The following is a 16,549-nucleotide window of genomic DNA, read 5'->3' as shown; positions in this document are numbered from 1 at the left end:
TCATTATTTCCAACGTACACCTCTCAACGGATGGCCTTGAAAGGACCTTGAAAAGACAACCGTGAAAGGATTTGCGCCATTTCACGGGGTGTTTCCCGGCAACCATTATTCAACCAGGCTTGAACCACCCCCATGTGCGCCGCCGCCACATATGATATCAGGTATTCACCGGGTACCAGAAGGTCATTTTCGCTTTTATGGTGGGCAAAGCCGATGAAATACAAATTGGATTCGATGGCTTTTTTCAGACGCCCCTGAAAATTCGGATTCGCTTTTAACCCGAGTATGGCATGCATCATTCGTGATCGTGCCTGAATATATTCAAAAAGCGCGATGATGATCGGGTGCGGTCGGTCTGAAATCATGTATTCCTCCAGTCCCAGACTATCTTCGCGTATCAAGATTTGTTTCATATCTTCGATAATTTCAGTTTCGGTTTGATCCAACAGATCAAATTTGTCATGATAATGCAAATAGAATGTCCCCCGGTTAATATTCGCGCGATCAGTGATGTCTTTAATGGATATCGCTTCGAATCCTTTTTCTTCCATCAGGTCAATCAGGGCTTCCCGGATGGCATCCCTGGTACGGACAATACGGCGATCCAAACCTGTTGAAGTTTGCATATCATCCTTTTTGTTATTCGACACATGCTGAAATTGTGTCGATTATCAGACAAAATTTAATGTTTTGATTATTGATTCTCATCCCTGACGATATTATACTTTTGGCTAAATAAATAATCAACACAGTGTCGTATATAAAGGCGGTCAATAGAGCAAAACAGAACACCCGGTAAATTCGTATACAGAAGCAAGGGACGTTAAAAATGAAAAACGGATGGAACAGCAAACTGGCATTTGTATTAAGTGGGGGCGGTTCACGGGGCGCACTCCAGGTGGGGGCATTACGGGCTTTGATCGAGGCGGGTTACCATCCAGAGCTGGTGACCGGCACATCCATTGGAGCTGCTAATGCTGCTTTCCTGGCTGTTCATGGTTACACTCTTGCCGGAATCGAAAAACTCGAAAAGATCTGGATGTCAACCATTGACCATAACTTGTTGCCGTCCAATCTGTGGTGGCAGACCATGCGGATCCTTTTCAAGCATCCGGATGGTTATTCTGTAAACAAAATCCGTGAATTTGCCATCCAAAGCGGGCTGACGCCTGATTTGCGGTTCTGTGATCTCGACACTGTGTACCTTTATCCGGTTGCCACCGATTTAAATGCCAGCGAACAAATTATCTTCGGGCTGAATCCCCAAGACTCTGTTCTGGATAGTATTCTGGCATCTATGACCTTACCCCCGTGGATGGTACCTTTCGAAAAAGATGGCCGGTATTTAATGGATGGTGGTGCAGTTAGCACATTGCCAATCGAAGCCGCACTCCGGCAGGGTGCCACAGAAATCATTGCACTCGACCTGTTTAACCCGCGGGAAGAAGATGACACTACCTCGCAGGGCATCCGTCCTTTCCTGTGGAAATTGGATCGGACCGTGGAAAATCGGCAAATTGAGATGGAACTAAAACTGGCCGAAGCCAGAGGAGTTGATGTCAAACATATTTCACTGATCAGTGATCCGCCCGTTCCTATGTGGGATTTCCGTCAATCCATTGAATTAATGGAACAGGGATACCGTATAACTCAAGAGGCTATGAAAACCTGGCAGCCAGTCGAACAACCTGCCTGGTGGAGCCCAACCCGGATCAAATCTATGATGGCTGGATTGGTGAATATTCTGGATTAGCAGTTTACAGGCAGGTTAATTTCACCACTCAGGCCTGTCTGTTTGTGGAATACCTGTCACATTTATTCCACCACTGTTAAAGATGCCCGGCGTGCCGGCAAGATCACCTTCCGGTATGTGAATAATACAACCCACACCATCACCAATGCGCTGAATACGCCGGGTGCCCAGACACCCAACTGTTGTAATAAAAATCCGCCTATCGAAGGAGCGATTACCCGGGTAACGGCTTCCAGTGAGGAAGCTATTCCCAGAATTCCGCCCACTTCTTCACGGCTGACGGATTTACTAATGGCACTTTGAAGGACGGTATTCAAGACACCTCCTGACAATGCCATGGGAAGTAAAACTACCAGTATTGGAATGAGGCTGGAGGTAAACGACCAGGCAAAAAGAGAAAACGCCATCAACCACACACCGGTAATAATCAAAACGTTTTCCTTAAATCGGTGGGTCAAAGGACCAATGAGCGCTACCTGGGTTATGACAGACAAAACACCCACATAAGCCAGGATATACCCGGTTGTCTGTGACGAGAGTCCAATCGCCTGTGCAAATAACGAAAAAATACTCTGAAACATGGCAAAAGCGAGTCCATAGAAAAAGCGAATATGCAGCAAGGGACCTATTCCCGGGCGTTGTAAAGCCTCTACCAGTGCATTCAAGGTAAACGGCGGTTTTTGCCGGTTTCGGGCAGATTCGCGGACTTCCCCGACGAGTGACTCAGGGAGCAGGAAATAGATCAGACTCAGGTTGAGAAACGAAACAGCTGCCGCTGTAAATGCCGGTATATCAAAACCCCATTTTGACAACAGGCCGCCAGTGGCGGGGCCAATAATAAAACCCAATCCGAACGCCGCACCAATAATCCCCATGCTGCGGGCACGGTTCTTTTCATCGGTGATGTCAGCAATATAAGCCTGAGCGACAGTAATGTTTCCACCCGTCAGGCCATCCATTATCCGGCTGATAAACAACACACCTATGATGAAACTGTTCGTCCATTCAGGGGCAAAGACACCTGCCAGAGCCCGGCCGATGGGATCAGCAAAACCCAGCAGAATAAAACCTGTAAATGTACCGGCTACCGAAAACAACAATATCGGTCTTCGTCCGTATCGGTCAGAAAGTCTCCCCAGAATTGGGGCACCAATCAATTGTGCGGCTGCATAAGAAGCCACAAGCAAACCAACAATGGCAGCATTTGCTCCATACCCTTCAGCATAATATGGCAGCAACGGTAAAATCAGGCTGAAGCCCAACATATCTACAAACACGATAAAGAAAATGGCTAGTAATCTCGACCTGTTCATACAAATCATTCCATAAGAAATTTGAATTTTCATTATGGTATCTGTATTGAGTCGTACGTTCCATATCCTGTATAGTGTTTGATCAGGCTCTGACCAGTTTTTTTTTACAGAAACCTTTGTGCTATATTCCGAACTTCGCTATTCTCATCCATCCCGGCTTGCTGTATCAGATCATCCGGGATATTCATCCTTAATTGACCAAGACTGCGAACTGCTTCCCAGCGATGTGCCGGTATTTGACCATCACGAATAATCGCGATCAAAATTTCTCGAACCTGATTGGATGGGAATGACTGGAAAGCCCTGATAATTTTCCACCGCATTACCGGGTCAGTTTCTGTTTGGGGATAGGCAGCCAACAATGCCGGCTCTGACGGATATTGTTTAAAATAGAATGCGATATGGCCGATTCCATCTATTGCCTCTAGTCGGCCGTTCCGTTCACCATTTTGCAATACGTCTTCCAGAAATGGCAGGGCAACCGGACCAATACGTATGATGGTTCGAACTGCCAGGTCTCTGGGAAGTGGATAACTCTTTTTATAGAAACCCCTCTCAGGCAGAGATTCGTGCCGGTTATTTCCAACCATCCCGATCAAAGTCACCAGGTCTGGCAGGACCGGTTCTCCAATGGCAGCCAGAGCTTCACAAACTGCGAGCCGCGGATATAACGCCTTTTCAGTTAAAAGAGATGAACACAAAAAAGGGACAGATGCAATGCATTTACGTTCTCCCAGTATACGTGCAGCTGATGTGCGAAGAGTGGGCAGTTTGTTCTTAAGCAACTCAATCAAATCGTCATCTGATAATCTTTCATTCTGAGTTTTCTCTTTGTCTGTTGCTTTACCTCTGCCCAGGCAGCCATCATTGATATCAACCATTTCCATCCCTTTTGCCATATAGCACAAATTTCCTTCTGACCGCGTTGAAGACTAAAATAGTACCATCAGACACCGGGAGTGAAAGTATGAATACCGAAGACATCCAACATCTCAGGGCAGCCATCCGCATGGCGGCAAGTGCACGAGAACACGGCAACCATCCTTTCGGGGCGGTTCTGGTGGATGAAACCGGTCAGATTATTCTGGAAGCAGAAAACACCGTGATTTCCCAACATGATATAACAGGTCACGCTGAAACCAACCTGGTACGACTGGCCGGGCAGCAGTTTTCATTCGATAAGCTGGCTCGATGTACACTTTATGCCAGCACCGAACCATGTGCCATGTGTGCCGGGGCTATTCACTGGAGTCACATAGGGCGGGTGGTGTACGCCCTCAGCGAAGAGGATCTATATGCCATCGTTGACCCATCACCTGAACATCTGTTATTACACTGCCGTGATGTATTTGCTCACAGCCGCCAACCGATGGAAGTAAGCGGTCCATGCGCAGAATTGACATCCGATGCGCGGGCAGTGCATGAAGGGTTCTGGAAATAGTATCCATTTGGAGGATCAACATGTCATCATCAAAAGATACAGTGGATTTTATTCTTGAACAAATGCAAGGGGCAGGAAATGTCACCGCGAGGAAGATGTTTGGGGAATACGGTCTGTTCTGCAATGGAATCTTTTTTGCCGAAATATGCGATGACAGCCTGTTTATTAAACCCACCAATGGAGGAAGGATTTACATAGGCGATGTTGATGAAGCCCCACCCCATAGTGGTGCTAAACCATTCTTTCATATTTCAGGAGATCGGTGGGACGATGCCGATTGGTTGTGCGGTCTGGTCAGGGTGACTGTAAAGGAACTGCCCCTGCCAAAAAAGAAATAATTGTTTAGGTAAAACAGAAAGAATTTTGGAGAATACCATGAACGAAGTGCTTGAAACCATTCACAACCGCAAGTCCATTCGGGCATTTGAAAATAAACCCGTGCCATATGATGTAACCGAAACTCTTTTGCAGGCCGCCATGCGGGCTCCCACGGCAGGAAATATGATGCTTTATACCATCCTGAAGATTGACGATCAGGAATTGAAAGACAAGCTGGCCGTTTCGTGTGACAACCAATCTTTCATAGCCCGGGCACCGCTCTTGTTGGTTTTTCTGGCTGACTATCAGCGCTGGTATGACTACTTTCTGCACTGTGGTGTGGAAGAACTCTGCCGGACGCGCAACCTGAACCTGCGCAAGCCGGGTGTGGGCGACCTTATGCTGGCTGTAAATGACACATTGATCGCCGCCCAGACGACCGTGATCGCCGCAGAAGCTCTCGGATTGGGATCGTGTTATATCGGGGATATTCTGGAGAAGTACGAATACCACCGCGATCTTTTCCACCTGCCGAAATATGTGCTGCCGGTGACCATGCTGTGCATTGGCTATCCGCGCGAAGATGCCGCCGAGCGGGTGAAATCGCGCCGGTTTGACGAAAAATATATTGTCCAGCGCAACCGGTATTACCGGCTCGAAGGTCTGGAGCTGGATATGATGTTCAAAGAGAGTACCCGGTCAAAGCTGGTTGATGGAGCTGTCAATGCCGGTCAGGATTTTTATCTGCGCAAGTTTGCATCGGAATTCAGCGTGGAGATGACCCGGTCTGTTCAGGCTATGATGGAAAGTTGGAGTCAATGACAATGTTAGAATCTTACCTTTCAGCCAACAGGAGGAAAAACGTTGACATCCCAATCTGAACGCAACGCATTGGTCGCCCAGATCAAGAATTTTCCCATAGAACTCGAAGCTCTTCTGGCGCAATACCCTGAAACCATGTTTGATATCCCGGTCAAACCCGGCGAGTGGACAATCCGGCAGATCGTTCATCACCTGGCGGATGCCCATATGAACGCTTTGATCCGCATGAAGCTGGTGCTGACAGAAGATAAACCGATTCTTAAACCATATGATCAGGATAAGTGGGCCCGGCAAGCGGACATAGAATTACCCATCCAATCATCGCTGCTCATACTTCGCGGCCTGCACGAACGCTGGGCGGAACTTCTTTCCAATTTACCCGATGATGATTGGAACCGGGCCGGCATTCATCTGGAAAACGGGTTGGTGACCCTTGACCAACTATTGAAATTGTATTCCGGACACGGTCAGACTCACCTTGACCAGATCCGTCAACTTTCTGTCAGGCAAAGTACGCAGGGATGAATATCCAATTTTTTCCAGACTCTAATGCCTTCCATCAGTGGCTGGCGGAAAACCATAGCATTGTTCCGGAACTCTGGGTGGGATACTACCGAAAAGAATCCGGAAAGCAGAGCATCACCTACCCCGAATCTGTGGATGAAGCCCTGTGTTTTGGCTGGATTGATGGTATCCGCAAGAAACTGGATGACGAGAGCTATACGGCACGTTTTACACCCCGTAGACCGGAAAGTCTGTGGAGTCCGTTCAATATCAAACGGGTCCAAGAATTATTAGCGCTTGGCCGCATGCAGCCTGCCGGGCTGTCTGCCTATGACGTTCGCAAAGAAAAGATATTTGGGGAATTCTCTTATGCCAACCGCAGCGAGGAACTGGCCGAACCGTATGCCAGCGTATTCAAACAGCATGAGATTGCCTGGCAATACTACCTTTCCCAACCGCCATCCTACCGGAAGGTGGTCAACTGGTGGGTGGTCTGTGCAAAAAAAGAAGAGACCCGGATGAAGCGGCTGGAAGAATTAATCACCTGCTGCAATGAAGCCCGGATGATTCCGGCCATGCAAAAACTGAAAAAGTCCCGCTGATATATTAACCAATTGTTGTGGAGTATACTTACAGGGTAAGCACAATACTTACACTGTAAGCATATCTCGGGAATAAAAGGTTGGAGGCTGCCATGCTGCGTCGTTTATTTAAAACCGGAAACAGCATTGTTCTTTCTTTACCGCGTGAAGTGCTCGATGGATTGAAACTGGCGGATGGAGATGAGGTTAACCTCGAGCTGGAATCTGAAGAGCATCGTCTTCTGGTCACCAAGGTAGAAAAGCCGCTGACATCTGTGGGAGTGGATGAAGATTTTGCCGGTCATCTGGCCGAATTCATTCAAGAATATCGGTCTGCGCTGGAAGAGCTGGCACAATGACGCTCTATTTAACCCCGCAGCAGGTTCTCTTTATCCACCACCGTTTGATGCGCGAAACCGGCGGTGACATCGGTCTACGCGATCTGAACTCGTTGAAAACCGTTCTCACCCGTCCCGGTCAGTTGGAGAAAGAGAAAGAACTCTACCCCGGTTTATATAAAAAATCTGCCGTACTTCTGGATGGGCTGGTTAAGGAACATCCCTTCCTGGAAGGGAATAAACGCACCGCTATTGCCGCTGTTGACCTGTTCCTGCGCATCAACGGGCAGCGGCTGGCAGCGGATGAAATGGAGATGGTTCGCTTTGTTCGAAAATGCGCCGGTTCACCGGTCAGTCTGGAATTTATCACAGCCTGGGTGTGGCAGTATGCCCGCCCCCTCCGGCCGGTGAATATCGCGTCACCATCAACTGTCTGAAACAGGAGCTTTCAACGATGAAATCACTACGATTCAAAAAGATCGATGCCTTCACGGGAGCCGGTTCATCAGGAAATCCAGCCGGATACATCTGGATGGACCAGGCAGGCGATTTGACCGAACAGGAGATGCAGCAAATCGCCGCCGAATTGAAAGGATTTGTCAGCGAAGTTGGTTACATCTACCCGGATGGTGATCGTTTTATTCTCCGGTATTACTCGTCAGACTGTGAAGTGGCCTTCTGCGGTCATGCCACCATTGCCATAATGTATGATTTGTTAAAATCGACCGAGCGGGGGAAAGCGGCCCCGGAAGTGACCATTCAGGTAAAAGCCGGGAATCTGACTGTTTATAACCACCTGGCTGACGAGGATTCTGTTTATATTACGGCTCCCTCTCCGAAATACCTGAAATGCCCTGTTGCATCTCACGAAATAGCGGAAGCACTCGGAATTTCTCTCTCTGAAATCAATTCCGATTTACCCATCCGTCTGATTGACGGTGGTCTGCGTACCTTGCTCGTTCCCATCAAAGGATTGGATCCAATTCTGAAAATCTTCCCCGATCAGGAAAGACTTCGTCAATTTTCTTTATCGAAAGATTTTGATATCGTGCATGTATTCACCGATGAAACAGCCCAGCCAGATAATAGGTACCGAACCCGCGTATTTCCTCCCCGTTTTGGCTATCTTGAAGACCCGGCTACCGGTTCTGGTAATTCCGCTTTCGGGTACTACCTGCACGCCGAAAACATCTGGCCGGGAGATTTCTCCATTGAGCAGGGTCCCAGCCGGAACAACCCGAACATTGTCAAATTGAAAAGCAAAATGGCCGATGGAGAAACGCGAATTTTGTTCGGCGGCCGTGCCACAACACGGATAGAAGGAAATTACCTGTTAGAGTCTTTGTAAGAAGACCTGAAATCTGATTCGATGGAGCACTCGAACATTTTTAACGCGCACAGAAAATCGTCTGCCTTGTTCCGCAAAAAAGACGATTTAAGATATAGATACACATTCGGTCATCACGTTCAACTTGACCGCAGCCGTTGAGGTTTTATGAAAAAAATTGCCATTCTTGCTGATATTCATGGAAACATCCTTGCCCTTGAACAAGTGGTGGCAGATTTCCAAAAACGCGGGGTTGACCAGGTGGTCACACTGGGGGACCTGATCTCGGGGCCACTCTGGCCTCGGGAGACAGCTCAATTTTTGATGAAACAAAGCTGGTACCAGGTTGCCGGCAATCATGACCGCCAACTGGTAAAGAAGGATCCCTCCACATACGGATTGACAGACCAATACACCGATGCAATTATCCATCAGACAGAACGCGATTGGCTGCGCTCTCTGCCGGTGTCGAGGATAATCAATGACGAGATTCTTTTATTTCACGGAACACCGCAGAATGACAGTCAGTATTTACTGGAAACCGTTCAAAATGGAAGTATTTTTCTTTCGAGCCATAACGAAATCAAAACCCGCCTGGACGGGCATTCCTGCAAGATTTATCTCTGCGGCCATACCCACATTCCCCGCTGTGTCACTCTGGCCGATCAAACCCTGATCGTAAATCCCGGCAGTGTTGGACTGCCTGCATACACCGATGACCAGCCGGAAAAACACAGGGTGGAAACCGGTTCTCCCTGTGCCCGATATGCCATTATGGAACAGACAAATGGTAGATGGGTAGTGGAACTTATTTCCATTCCCTACGACCACAATACAGCTGCCGACATGGCCCGTAAAAACAATCGTCTTGAATGGGAGACCTGGCTTCGTACAGGATATGCGGAGTAGGTTATTACGATCCGTCTGGTCGTCCTGCATATATAATAATCTGCATGACGACTATTCTTCTCGTTGAAGACACGAAAGAACTGGCCAACCTGGTTCAGACGGAACTTGCGGCCAACGGATATCAGATTGTGACAGCGGGAGATGGCGAGTCTGCACTGGCATGTTTTGAATCAGCCCATCCTGACCTGATCATTCTGGATTGGATGCTCCCCAGGATGGATGGTTTGGAAGTCCTTCGGCGCATCCGTCAAAAATCAGCCATTCCCATCTTGATGTTAACCGCCCGCCGGGAAGAAACTGACCGGGTAATCGGTCTTGAAGTCGGAGCCGACGATTATCTCACAAAGCCGTTTGGTATGCGCGAACTGGTAGCCCGCATTCATGCCATGCTGCGGCGTTCTGAACTCATTCAATCGGTCTTAACTTCAGACCGAAACAACCAGAACAGTGTTTTTACCTGCGGGGCGCTTCAACTGGACCCCGTATCTTTTACTGCCCGATTGGATGGGAATCTTCTTGAATTAACCCGCACCGAGTTCAATCTTTTATCCCTGCTGGCACGCAACCCGGGGAGGACTTTCAGCCGGAATTATTTGCTTGAAACCGTCTGGGGAGAATCATATATTTCGGGTGATCGATCCGTTGATAATGCCATCCTGCGTTTGCGTCGAAAGCTGGAGACCGTGGGAGATTCCATAGAAACCGTCTGGGGTATCGGCTACCGTTTCAACCATCCATGAAACCCCGTATGCGCCTGTCGTCATTTCTTTTGTCTGTGCAGCCCTGGCAGGGATTGTTGGAAGCCTGGCTGGTTGGCTGCCTGATTCTCGGCCTCACGTCACACCTGGAAGGGTACACCGATCCATTTGTTTTTCAAACCGCCATGTTTTTCCTGTGCGGTTCCTGTGGAATGTGGGCTGTGCTGCGCATCCGTCTGCCGGATGGCGGTTGGAAGAAACAGACATTCTGGGAATTTTGTGTCGGACTTGCCCTCAGTTTCATGATGGTTTTCGCCCTCCGGTTGTGCGGATTATTCCTCCACTGGGACGCCATCTGGCGGCTGACAACCTGGGATGAGTGGCAGGTGCTTTTACTTTTCGGATTGACCGGACCGGGTTATTTCTTTACCCGGGGAGGATTGCGCCTGTGGCTGCGCTGGAACAGGATGCGTAAACAGCGGATGCGCTGGTCTATCACCCATGCCCATCTACTGGTCGCGCTTTTCATAGCATTCATTTTTGCCTTTCTGGCTTTTCTGATTACGCCCTATTCCACAACCGCCCTTCGAATCTGGGAAAAAACCCGTGATCCAATGGCGTCTTTGTTGACCGGGCTTCTGGTCACATTTTTCCCGGCACTCACATTAATCGTCGTTGGGATGGGTGCCACTCTTTTCTTCATTCTTCCGCCATCGGCCTTATTTTCATATTTCGTCGCCCGGCGTACGACCCGCCGGCTTGAAGCCCTTACTGTAACCACCGCTGCATTGCGATCGGGCGATTATCAGGCCCGCGTAACTGTGGAAGGGGAAGATGAAGTAGCCCACCTGCAGTCTGACTTCAACGCCATGGCCGACAAACTCTCATTAACACTGATGGACTTGAACGAGGAAAAAGACAGGGTGGCACAGATCCTGGAATCCAAACGCGAACTGGTAGCCAATGTCTCCCATGAATTGCGCACCCCGGTGGCCACTCTGCGGGCGGCTATTGAATCCATGCTCGCTCACTGGCAGGAAACACCTTCAGAAGAGCTTCACCGTAAGGTGGAATTGATGGAAAACGAAATCCAGCAGCTTTCGGGGCTGATTGATGATTTATTTACACTTTCGCAGGTTGATGTAGACCACCTCGCGCTGGATTGTATTCGTGTAGACCTTCATTCTCTGATTAACCAGGCAGTAGATTCATTTTCGCCACTGGCATGGCAATCCGGCCGGGTGGAAGTCACCGCGCAGTTGCCCAAAGAATTGCCCTTCGTTAATGCAGATCCGCGCCGGCTGAACCAGGTGATTTTGAACCTGTTGCGCAACGGGGTACGCCACACTCCGCCGGGTGGAATCGTAGCCATTCAGGCAGAAAAAGTTGAAAGATATGTTCAGATTGACGTCCGGGATACAGGGGAAGGAATTGATCCGGAAGATATCGGGCATATCTTTGAGCGTTTTTACAGGGGAAAGAACGCCACCTCTGAAAGTGCCGGGCTGGGGCTGGCATTGGTAAAAGAACTGATTGAAGCCATGGGCGGCAGCATCACGGTTGAAAGCCAGCCGGGTCAGGGAAGTTGTTTTTATGTGAGAATTCCGGCAATCGCATAAAAACACAGTCTGCTCGAAATTCATACGTATCCGGAATTCCCGGGTTTTGCGACAATTCTGCGACATTTTCGCGACAGGGATGATACAACCTGCCGGTATCCTTTTCTGTATAACAACGAAGAAAAGGATATGGAAAATGAAATTTGTTCACAAGTGTTTGGTACCTGTCTGCCTGATCATTATGATAGCCGGGTTTGTCATCCCGTTGTTGCCCGCCCGAGCGGAAACAAATATCGGAACCCCGGATACATCCGCCATTGATGCCTATTTGCAGGAATATGTCAGCACAAACCACATCCCTGGAGTAGCCGTGGCGGTCGTTCAAGGAGACAAGGTTCTATTAGAAAAAGGGTATGGCGACTCTGTTTCCGGCAAACCGGTCACTCCGCAAACCCAGTTCTATATCGGCTCGGTAACCAAATCATTCACTGCACTGGCCGCCATGAAACTGGTGGAACAGGGCAAACTGGATCTGGATGCCCCGGTGCAAAAGTACCTGCCAGAATTTAAAGTGGATGATCCTGAGGCATCCAGCCGGATCACCCTTCGCAATCTGTTGAATCACACCAGCGGACTGGTGGAAAAAGGTGATCCCAATGCTTCGGCTTATACGGCCAGTATCGAAGAACAGGTCACCCTGATGCAATATGTCAAACCGACTTATCCGGCTGGAACCCATTACGAATATTACAACCAGAATTACCGAATCGTCGGCCGGATAATTGAAAAAGTAAGCGGTAAATCCTACGGCGATTTTGTAAAGGACTCTATATTACTGCCTCTCGGAATGACCCATACTGTGACAGATCCGGCTGATGCCCCTAATCTGGCACAGGGTTATTCCCGATTCTTCAGTTTTCCATTGCCTCAAACAGAGAAATACATTCCCGGCGCTCTACCTTCCGGTTATTTGATCACCACAGCCGAAGATATGTCGAAATACCTTATTGCCCTGATCAACAACCGGCAATTAGACGGCAAGCCGGTTTTGCGGGAAGACCTTCTGGCTGAAATGCGTACTCCCCCTTCCGGCATTGAAAGCGATTACGCGATGGGATGGATGTCTGCTGATGATGGCGACACCCTCATACATGGAGGTGCCATCCATCACTTCCAGGCATTTGTCGGGATGAAATTGAAAGAGAAAACCGGATTTGTCACGTTATATAACCAGAACAGCATGGAAAACATGATGTTTGAAAATTCAACGGTCAATTCAGACCTGCTGAATTTTTTGGGAGGTAAGTCACCCCGGGCAGCCAATAACGCCTGGCCGGGACTGGTTTTACTCTTCCTGGCGTTAGCCGACATGGCAAACCATGTCCGTTTATTTCGCATGGTTCCCACTTGGGTGGAGAGAACAGCCAGGCAATCGCGCATCTGGTTATGGATCAAGGTGGCGTTCGGCATGGTAGTTCCGCTCTTGATTGTATTTGGTCTGCCTGTACTGGTTAATGTCTTCGAAGGTGCATCTCCAGACTGGATAGAACCCTTTCAATTGATGCCGGATATCACCATCTGGTTACTGGCTGGTTCGACGTTGAACTTCATCCGCAGCTTACTTCATGCCATATCGTTATTCCGTAAACCGGAAACCTTTGAAGAGGAGAAAAAATAAACATGAATCAGAACAATCTGTCACGTCGTGATTTTCTCAAATTTTCGGCACTGGGAACCTGTGCCCTTTGCCTGTCAGCCTGCGGGCATAAACCGGCGGCTGTTCCGATGGAATACTGGCAGGAGAAGAAAACAGACTTGATGAAAGATTTCGATGAAATCATGAAAAACGCGGAAGGTTTCATCAATGAAAACATTTCGACCAAAGAGACCGGGCAGATCATGTCCGAAAGCCGCGAGCGGTATTTATCGCTTCTGCCCGAGGTTCCTTATATCGGCGGAGATGACAACAGTTTGACCGAAGTCCTCTACATGTCAGCTGTGGCACTGGCACTCTATGAGGTGATGAAGACACATCATCAGACCCTGGAAGAGACCGGACGGGTGTTGTACCGCACCATGGAAAAAATGTTTTCGTTCAACGATCCCTTGATGGCTGCCCAAATTCGCAATCCAACCGGGAAAGAAGAGCAAAACGAATACCGCCGTATGGAACGGTATCTCTCCAAAAGCCGGTATCTCGGAGATTGGAAAATGACTTTTGTGGAAGGAGATGGAGTCAACTTCGATTTTGGAGTGGACTATACCGAGTGTGGCGTGGTGAAATTTTACAAAGCCCATAACGCCTACGAATTGACGAAATACATGTGCCTGGGCGATTATCCTATCAGCCAGAGCATCGGTTCTGGTCTGGTGCGAACCACCACACTCGGAAACGGCGGTCCGCGCTGCGATTTCCGCTTCAAAGCCGGCCGTCCAATCCGCATGGAATGGACACCGGATTTCTTGAAGAAATAAGAGGCACAACCATGATGCATTCAATCATTGAAACAAGAAATATCACCCGCAAATTTGGGAAAACGAAGGCCGTGAATAACCTGAGCCTGCAGGTACCGCCGGGTTGTATTTACGGGTTTCTTGGACCTAACGGTGCCGGAAAAACCACCACCATTCGTATGCTTCTCGGACTGATCCGCCCGGATGCAGGCACGATTACCATGTTCGGACGCTCGCACAAAGACTGCCGTATGGAAATCCTGCAGCGCACCGGCTCGCTGGTTGAATCCCCGTCACTTTACCCGCATCTGACAGGACGGGAGAATCTGGAATTAATCCGTCGTCTCACCGGCAGACCAACGAAAGAAATCAACCGGGTGTTATCAATCGTCGGCATGGAAGCCGACTCGAACCGCCTTGTCCGTGAGTATTCCCTCGGGATGCGCCAGCGTATGGGTCTGGCTGTAGCGCTTTTCGGCCAGCCGGAATTGCTAATTCTCGATGAACCCACCAATGGACTGGATCCGGCCGGAATCCACGAAATCCGTGAATTAATCAGCCGTCTGCCGTATGAAGGAATCACGGTCTTTCTTTCCAGCCATCTGCTCAGCGAGGTCGAGCAAATGGCTACTCGTATCGGTATCCTGCAAGATGGAAGTCTGATCTTTCAGGGCAGCCCGGACGAATTACGGTCACGATTTCAGGATTATGCAGCCATTATCACCGACCGGTTGGATGAAACCCGGCAATTCCTGCAAGACAACGGGTGGAATGCGGTTCACCTTGCCAATCACCATCTGACAGTTCTGGTTAACGGTCCATCAGATGCGGCCATGATCAATACACAGCTGGTGAACGCCGGTCATCAGGTCTACGAGCTCAGCCTCGTACATCCTTCGCTGGAAGATATCTTCCTGACATTAACCGGAAAGTAGATTGGAGGAGGTTTCTATGACATATATATTCAGAGCCATATCGGCGGAATGGCTGAAATCGAAACGTACCCTGATGATGGTTCTGGTTATTTTGGCGCCGCTGGCTATGGGTTTTTTGGAACTGGGAATCGGATTCCAGTATGGAAAACGAATGTATAAAGTGGACGGAGACAGCTGGATGACTCTCTTCGACCATATATCCATGATGTGGGTGCTCCTCTTGCTGCCGTTGTTCATCACTCTCGAAATGGGTCTGCTGGGCGCACTCGAGCACAATAATAAAACCTGGAAGCAGTTGTTTTCCCTGCCGCTGCCGCGTTGGAGTATCTACATGGCCAAACAAATCACCGGGACAGGGATTATCGGTCTGAGTATGGCAATACTTGGGCTGATTGCCATTGGTGTGGGGTTGATCGGGCGAATCTTTCTCCCTGACCTCGGATTTGATGCCCCCATTCCCTGGCAAATTCTGCTCCAAAATATGGCTGTATCTTTTCTGGCTGCCTGGTTGATCATTTCCATCCACCTGTTTGTCAGCCTGTATAGCAGCAGCTTTGTGCTGGCAATGGGTGTTGGTATTGTGGCCACCGTATTCGGGATCACCATCATTGGTTCTGACTTTGAAATGTTCGACCCGTGGACCATTCCGGGTATTGTTTCCAACAGCATGTATTATGGGGAACCGTACGCTCTACCGTTGGCCATCGGCATTATCGGCGGGATTCTTGTAGCCTGTATTGGTTGTTACTTTGCCACACACAGGGATGTATTACAGTAAGACAAAATTGGTTTTCTCTCCTGTCGAAGTCAGCTTTCCGGGCTAATGGGTTCGGGAAGCTGATTTCTCATTGTGACACTATAATTTTCTCATGCCGGATGACCACATCCAAACTGTATATGACATGCTGTGGGATACAAGTTTTGAAGCCATATCCCGCGGTGATATCGATATCGATCCCTACATTACCAATCCCGGTTTAGACCGGCGCAGAGGATTGACATTGATCTTCCGGCCGCCGGAAGAAATAAAAACAACGGTTATTGACTTTTTGAAATCCATCCAGGTTCTGGAACCTGACCAGTATTACTATGGTCAATCCAACCTGCATTTCACAGTACTTTCGCTTTTTACAGCCATTCCAGACTATCAAGAACAATACAATCAACTGGATAGATATCGAAAAGTCGTGGTTGAGGTAATTGATGGTGTTTCACCCTTTTCATTACATCTGAGAGGATTAACCGTCTCGCGCGGTGCCTTAATGGTTTGCGGTTATCCAGATTCTGATACCCTGAACAATCTTCGAAATGCATTAAGGCAGAAACTTATTCAGAATAATCTGGCCCAGGGATTGGACAAACGCTACACATTGACGGCCGCCCATTCAACTGTGATGCGTTTTTCCCACCCGTTACGTAATCCATTTGAATTATCCCAAATCATTCAGACCAACCGATACCGTGAGTTCGGCCGGTTTGACGTCAAATGCCTGCAACTGGTAAAGAATGACTGGTATATGTCACAGCAGCACACACCCATTATGGCAGAGTATTATTTACGTCAGGCGTAATCCACTTTATTCTTCATTAAACGAAA

At 48.7% G+C, this 16,549-nt stretch carries 20 protein-coding genes; 17 read left to right on the top strand and 3 right to left on the bottom strand.

Features of this window, described 5'->3' with window-relative positions:
• Positions 1-23: 23 nt before the first annotated feature.
• Positions 24-626, bottom strand: a complete 603-nt coding sequence (locus tag LTAR_RS07990) for a TetR/AcrR family transcriptional regulator (RefSeq protein WP_062421675.1) — start codon at positions 624-626, stop codon at positions 24-26.
• A gap of 203 nt (positions 627-829) precedes the next feature.
• Between LTAR_RS07990 and LTAR_RS07985 the strand changes: the two genes are divergently transcribed.
• Complete coding sequence (locus tag LTAR_RS07985) at positions 830-1,753, top strand: patatin-like phospholipase family protein (protein ID WP_062421674.1); 924 nt, start codon at positions 830-832, stop codon at positions 1,751-1,753.
• A gap of 62 nt (positions 1,754-1,815) precedes the next feature.
• Here the strand turns inward: LTAR_RS07985 and LTAR_RS07980 are convergent, their stop codons facing one another.
• The gene (locus LTAR_RS07980) at positions 1,816-3,066 is read right to left on the bottom strand and encodes an MFS transporter (RefSeq protein WP_062421999.1); all 1,251 of its coding nucleotides are present in this window, start codon (positions 3,064-3,066) and stop codon (positions 1,816-1,818) included.
• A gap of 104 nt (positions 3,067-3,170) precedes the next feature.
• The gene (locus LTAR_RS07975) at positions 3,171-3,965 is read right to left on the bottom strand and encodes a HEAT repeat domain-containing protein (protein ID WP_062421673.1); all 795 of its coding nucleotides are present in this window, start codon (positions 3,963-3,965) and stop codon (positions 3,171-3,173) included.
• A gap of 68 nt (positions 3,966-4,033) precedes the next feature.
• Between LTAR_RS07975 and LTAR_RS07970 the strand changes: the two genes are divergently transcribed.
• The 16 genes from LTAR_RS07970 to LTAR_RS07895 all read left to right on the top strand — a co-directional run bounded on the left by LTAR_RS07970 (position 4,034) and on the right by LTAR_RS07895 (position 16,523).
• Positions 4,034-4,507: a nucleoside deaminase gene (locus LTAR_RS07970; protein WP_062421672.1), complete on the top strand. Its 474-nt coding sequence runs from the start codon at positions 4,034-4,036 to the stop codon at positions 4,505-4,507.
• Positions 4,508-4,527: 20 nt separating this feature from the next.
• Positions 4,528-4,845 (top strand): TfoX/Sxy family protein, encoded by a 318-nt coding sequence (locus tag LTAR_RS07965; RefSeq protein ID WP_062421671.1) that lies wholly within the window; start codon positions 4,528-4,530, stop codon positions 4,843-4,845.
• A 37-nt stretch (positions 4,846-4,882) separates the two neighbouring features.
• Positions 4,883-5,647, top strand: coding sequence for a nitroreductase family protein (locus LTAR_RS07960; RefSeq protein WP_062421670.1), 765 nt, complete (start codon positions 4,883-4,885; stop codon positions 5,645-5,647).
• A 42-nt stretch (positions 5,648-5,689) separates the two neighbouring features.
• Complete coding sequence (locus LTAR_RS07955; RefSeq protein ID WP_062421669.1) at positions 5,690-6,172, top strand: DinB family protein; 483 nt, start codon at positions 5,690-5,692, stop codon at positions 6,170-6,172.
• Positions 6,169-6,753, top strand: a complete 585-nt coding sequence (locus LTAR_RS07950; RefSeq protein ID WP_062421668.1) for a YdeI/OmpD-associated family protein — start codon at positions 6,169-6,171, stop codon at positions 6,751-6,753. Before LTAR_RS07955 ends, LTAR_RS07950 begins: the two co-directional genes overlap by 4 nt.
• 92 nt (positions 6,754-6,845) lie before the next feature.
• Positions 6,846-7,091: an AbrB/MazE/SpoVT family DNA-binding domain-containing protein gene (locus tag LTAR_RS07945; RefSeq protein WP_062421667.1), complete on the top strand. Its 246-nt coding sequence runs from the start codon at positions 6,846-6,848 to the stop codon at positions 7,089-7,091.
• Positions 7,088-7,507, top strand: coding sequence for a type II toxin-antitoxin system death-on-curing family toxin (locus LTAR_RS07940; protein WP_062421666.1), 420 nt, complete (start codon positions 7,088-7,090; stop codon positions 7,505-7,507). The genes LTAR_RS07945 and LTAR_RS07940 overlap by 4 nt, the downstream gene beginning before the upstream one ends.
• A 17-nt stretch (positions 7,508-7,524) precedes the next feature.
• Positions 7,525-8,418 carry a PhzF family phenazine biosynthesis protein gene (locus tag LTAR_RS07935; protein ID WP_062421665.1) on the top strand — a complete coding sequence of 298 codons (894 nt, stop codon included), beginning with the start codon at positions 7,525-7,527 and terminating at the stop codon, positions 8,416-8,418.
• A 147-nt stretch (positions 8,419-8,565) separates the two neighbouring features.
• The gene (locus LTAR_RS07930) at positions 8,566-9,306 is read left to right on the top strand and encodes a metallophosphoesterase family protein (RefSeq protein ID WP_062421664.1); all 741 of its coding nucleotides are present in this window, start codon (positions 8,566-8,568) and stop codon (positions 9,304-9,306) included.
• A gap of 44 nt (positions 9,307-9,350) precedes the next feature.
• A complete protein-coding gene (locus LTAR_RS07925; protein WP_062421663.1) occupies positions 9,351-10,046 on the top strand; it encodes a response regulator transcription factor in 696 nt (231 codons plus the stop codon).
• Positions 10,043-11,623 (top strand): sensor histidine kinase, encoded by a 1,581-nt coding sequence (locus LTAR_RS07920; protein ID WP_062421662.1) that lies wholly within the window; start codon positions 10,043-10,045, stop codon positions 11,621-11,623. Before LTAR_RS07925 ends, LTAR_RS07920 begins: the two co-directional genes overlap by 4 nt.
• 136 nt (positions 11,624-11,759) lie before the next feature.
• Positions 11,760-13,241: a serine hydrolase domain-containing protein gene (locus LTAR_RS07915; protein WP_062421661.1), complete on the top strand. Its 1,482-nt coding sequence runs from the start codon at positions 11,760-11,762 to the stop codon at positions 13,239-13,241.
• A gap of 2 nt (positions 13,242-13,243) precedes the next feature.
• Positions 13,244-14,038: an L-2-amino-thiazoline-4-carboxylic acid hydrolase gene (locus LTAR_RS07910; protein ID WP_062421660.1), complete on the top strand. Its 795-nt coding sequence runs from the start codon at positions 13,244-13,246 to the stop codon at positions 14,036-14,038.
• Positions 14,039-14,049: 11 nt separating this feature from the next.
• Positions 14,050-14,952, top strand: coding sequence for an ABC transporter ATP-binding protein (locus LTAR_RS07905; RefSeq protein WP_062421998.1), 903 nt, complete (start codon positions 14,050-14,052; stop codon positions 14,950-14,952).
• Between the two features lie 16 nt (positions 14,953-14,968).
• Positions 14,969-15,730 (top strand): ABC transporter permease, encoded by a 762-nt coding sequence (locus LTAR_RS07900; RefSeq protein WP_062421659.1) that lies wholly within the window; start codon positions 14,969-14,971, stop codon positions 15,728-15,730.
• A 91-nt stretch (positions 15,731-15,821) separates the two neighbouring features.
• A complete protein-coding gene (locus LTAR_RS07895) occupies positions 15,822-16,523 on the top strand; it encodes a 2'-5' RNA ligase family protein (RefSeq protein ID WP_062421658.1) in 702 nt (233 codons plus the stop codon).
• Positions 16,524-16,549 lie beyond the last annotated feature (26 nt).

Origin of the sequence: Leptolinea tardivitalis (genome assembly GCF_001050275.1) — a bacterium.
GTDB classification, from domain to species: Bacteria; Chloroflexota; Anaerolineae; order Anaerolineales; family Anaerolineaceae; genus Leptolinea; species Leptolinea tardivitalis.
This window is presented reverse-complemented; position numbering and strand designations above follow the sequence as displayed.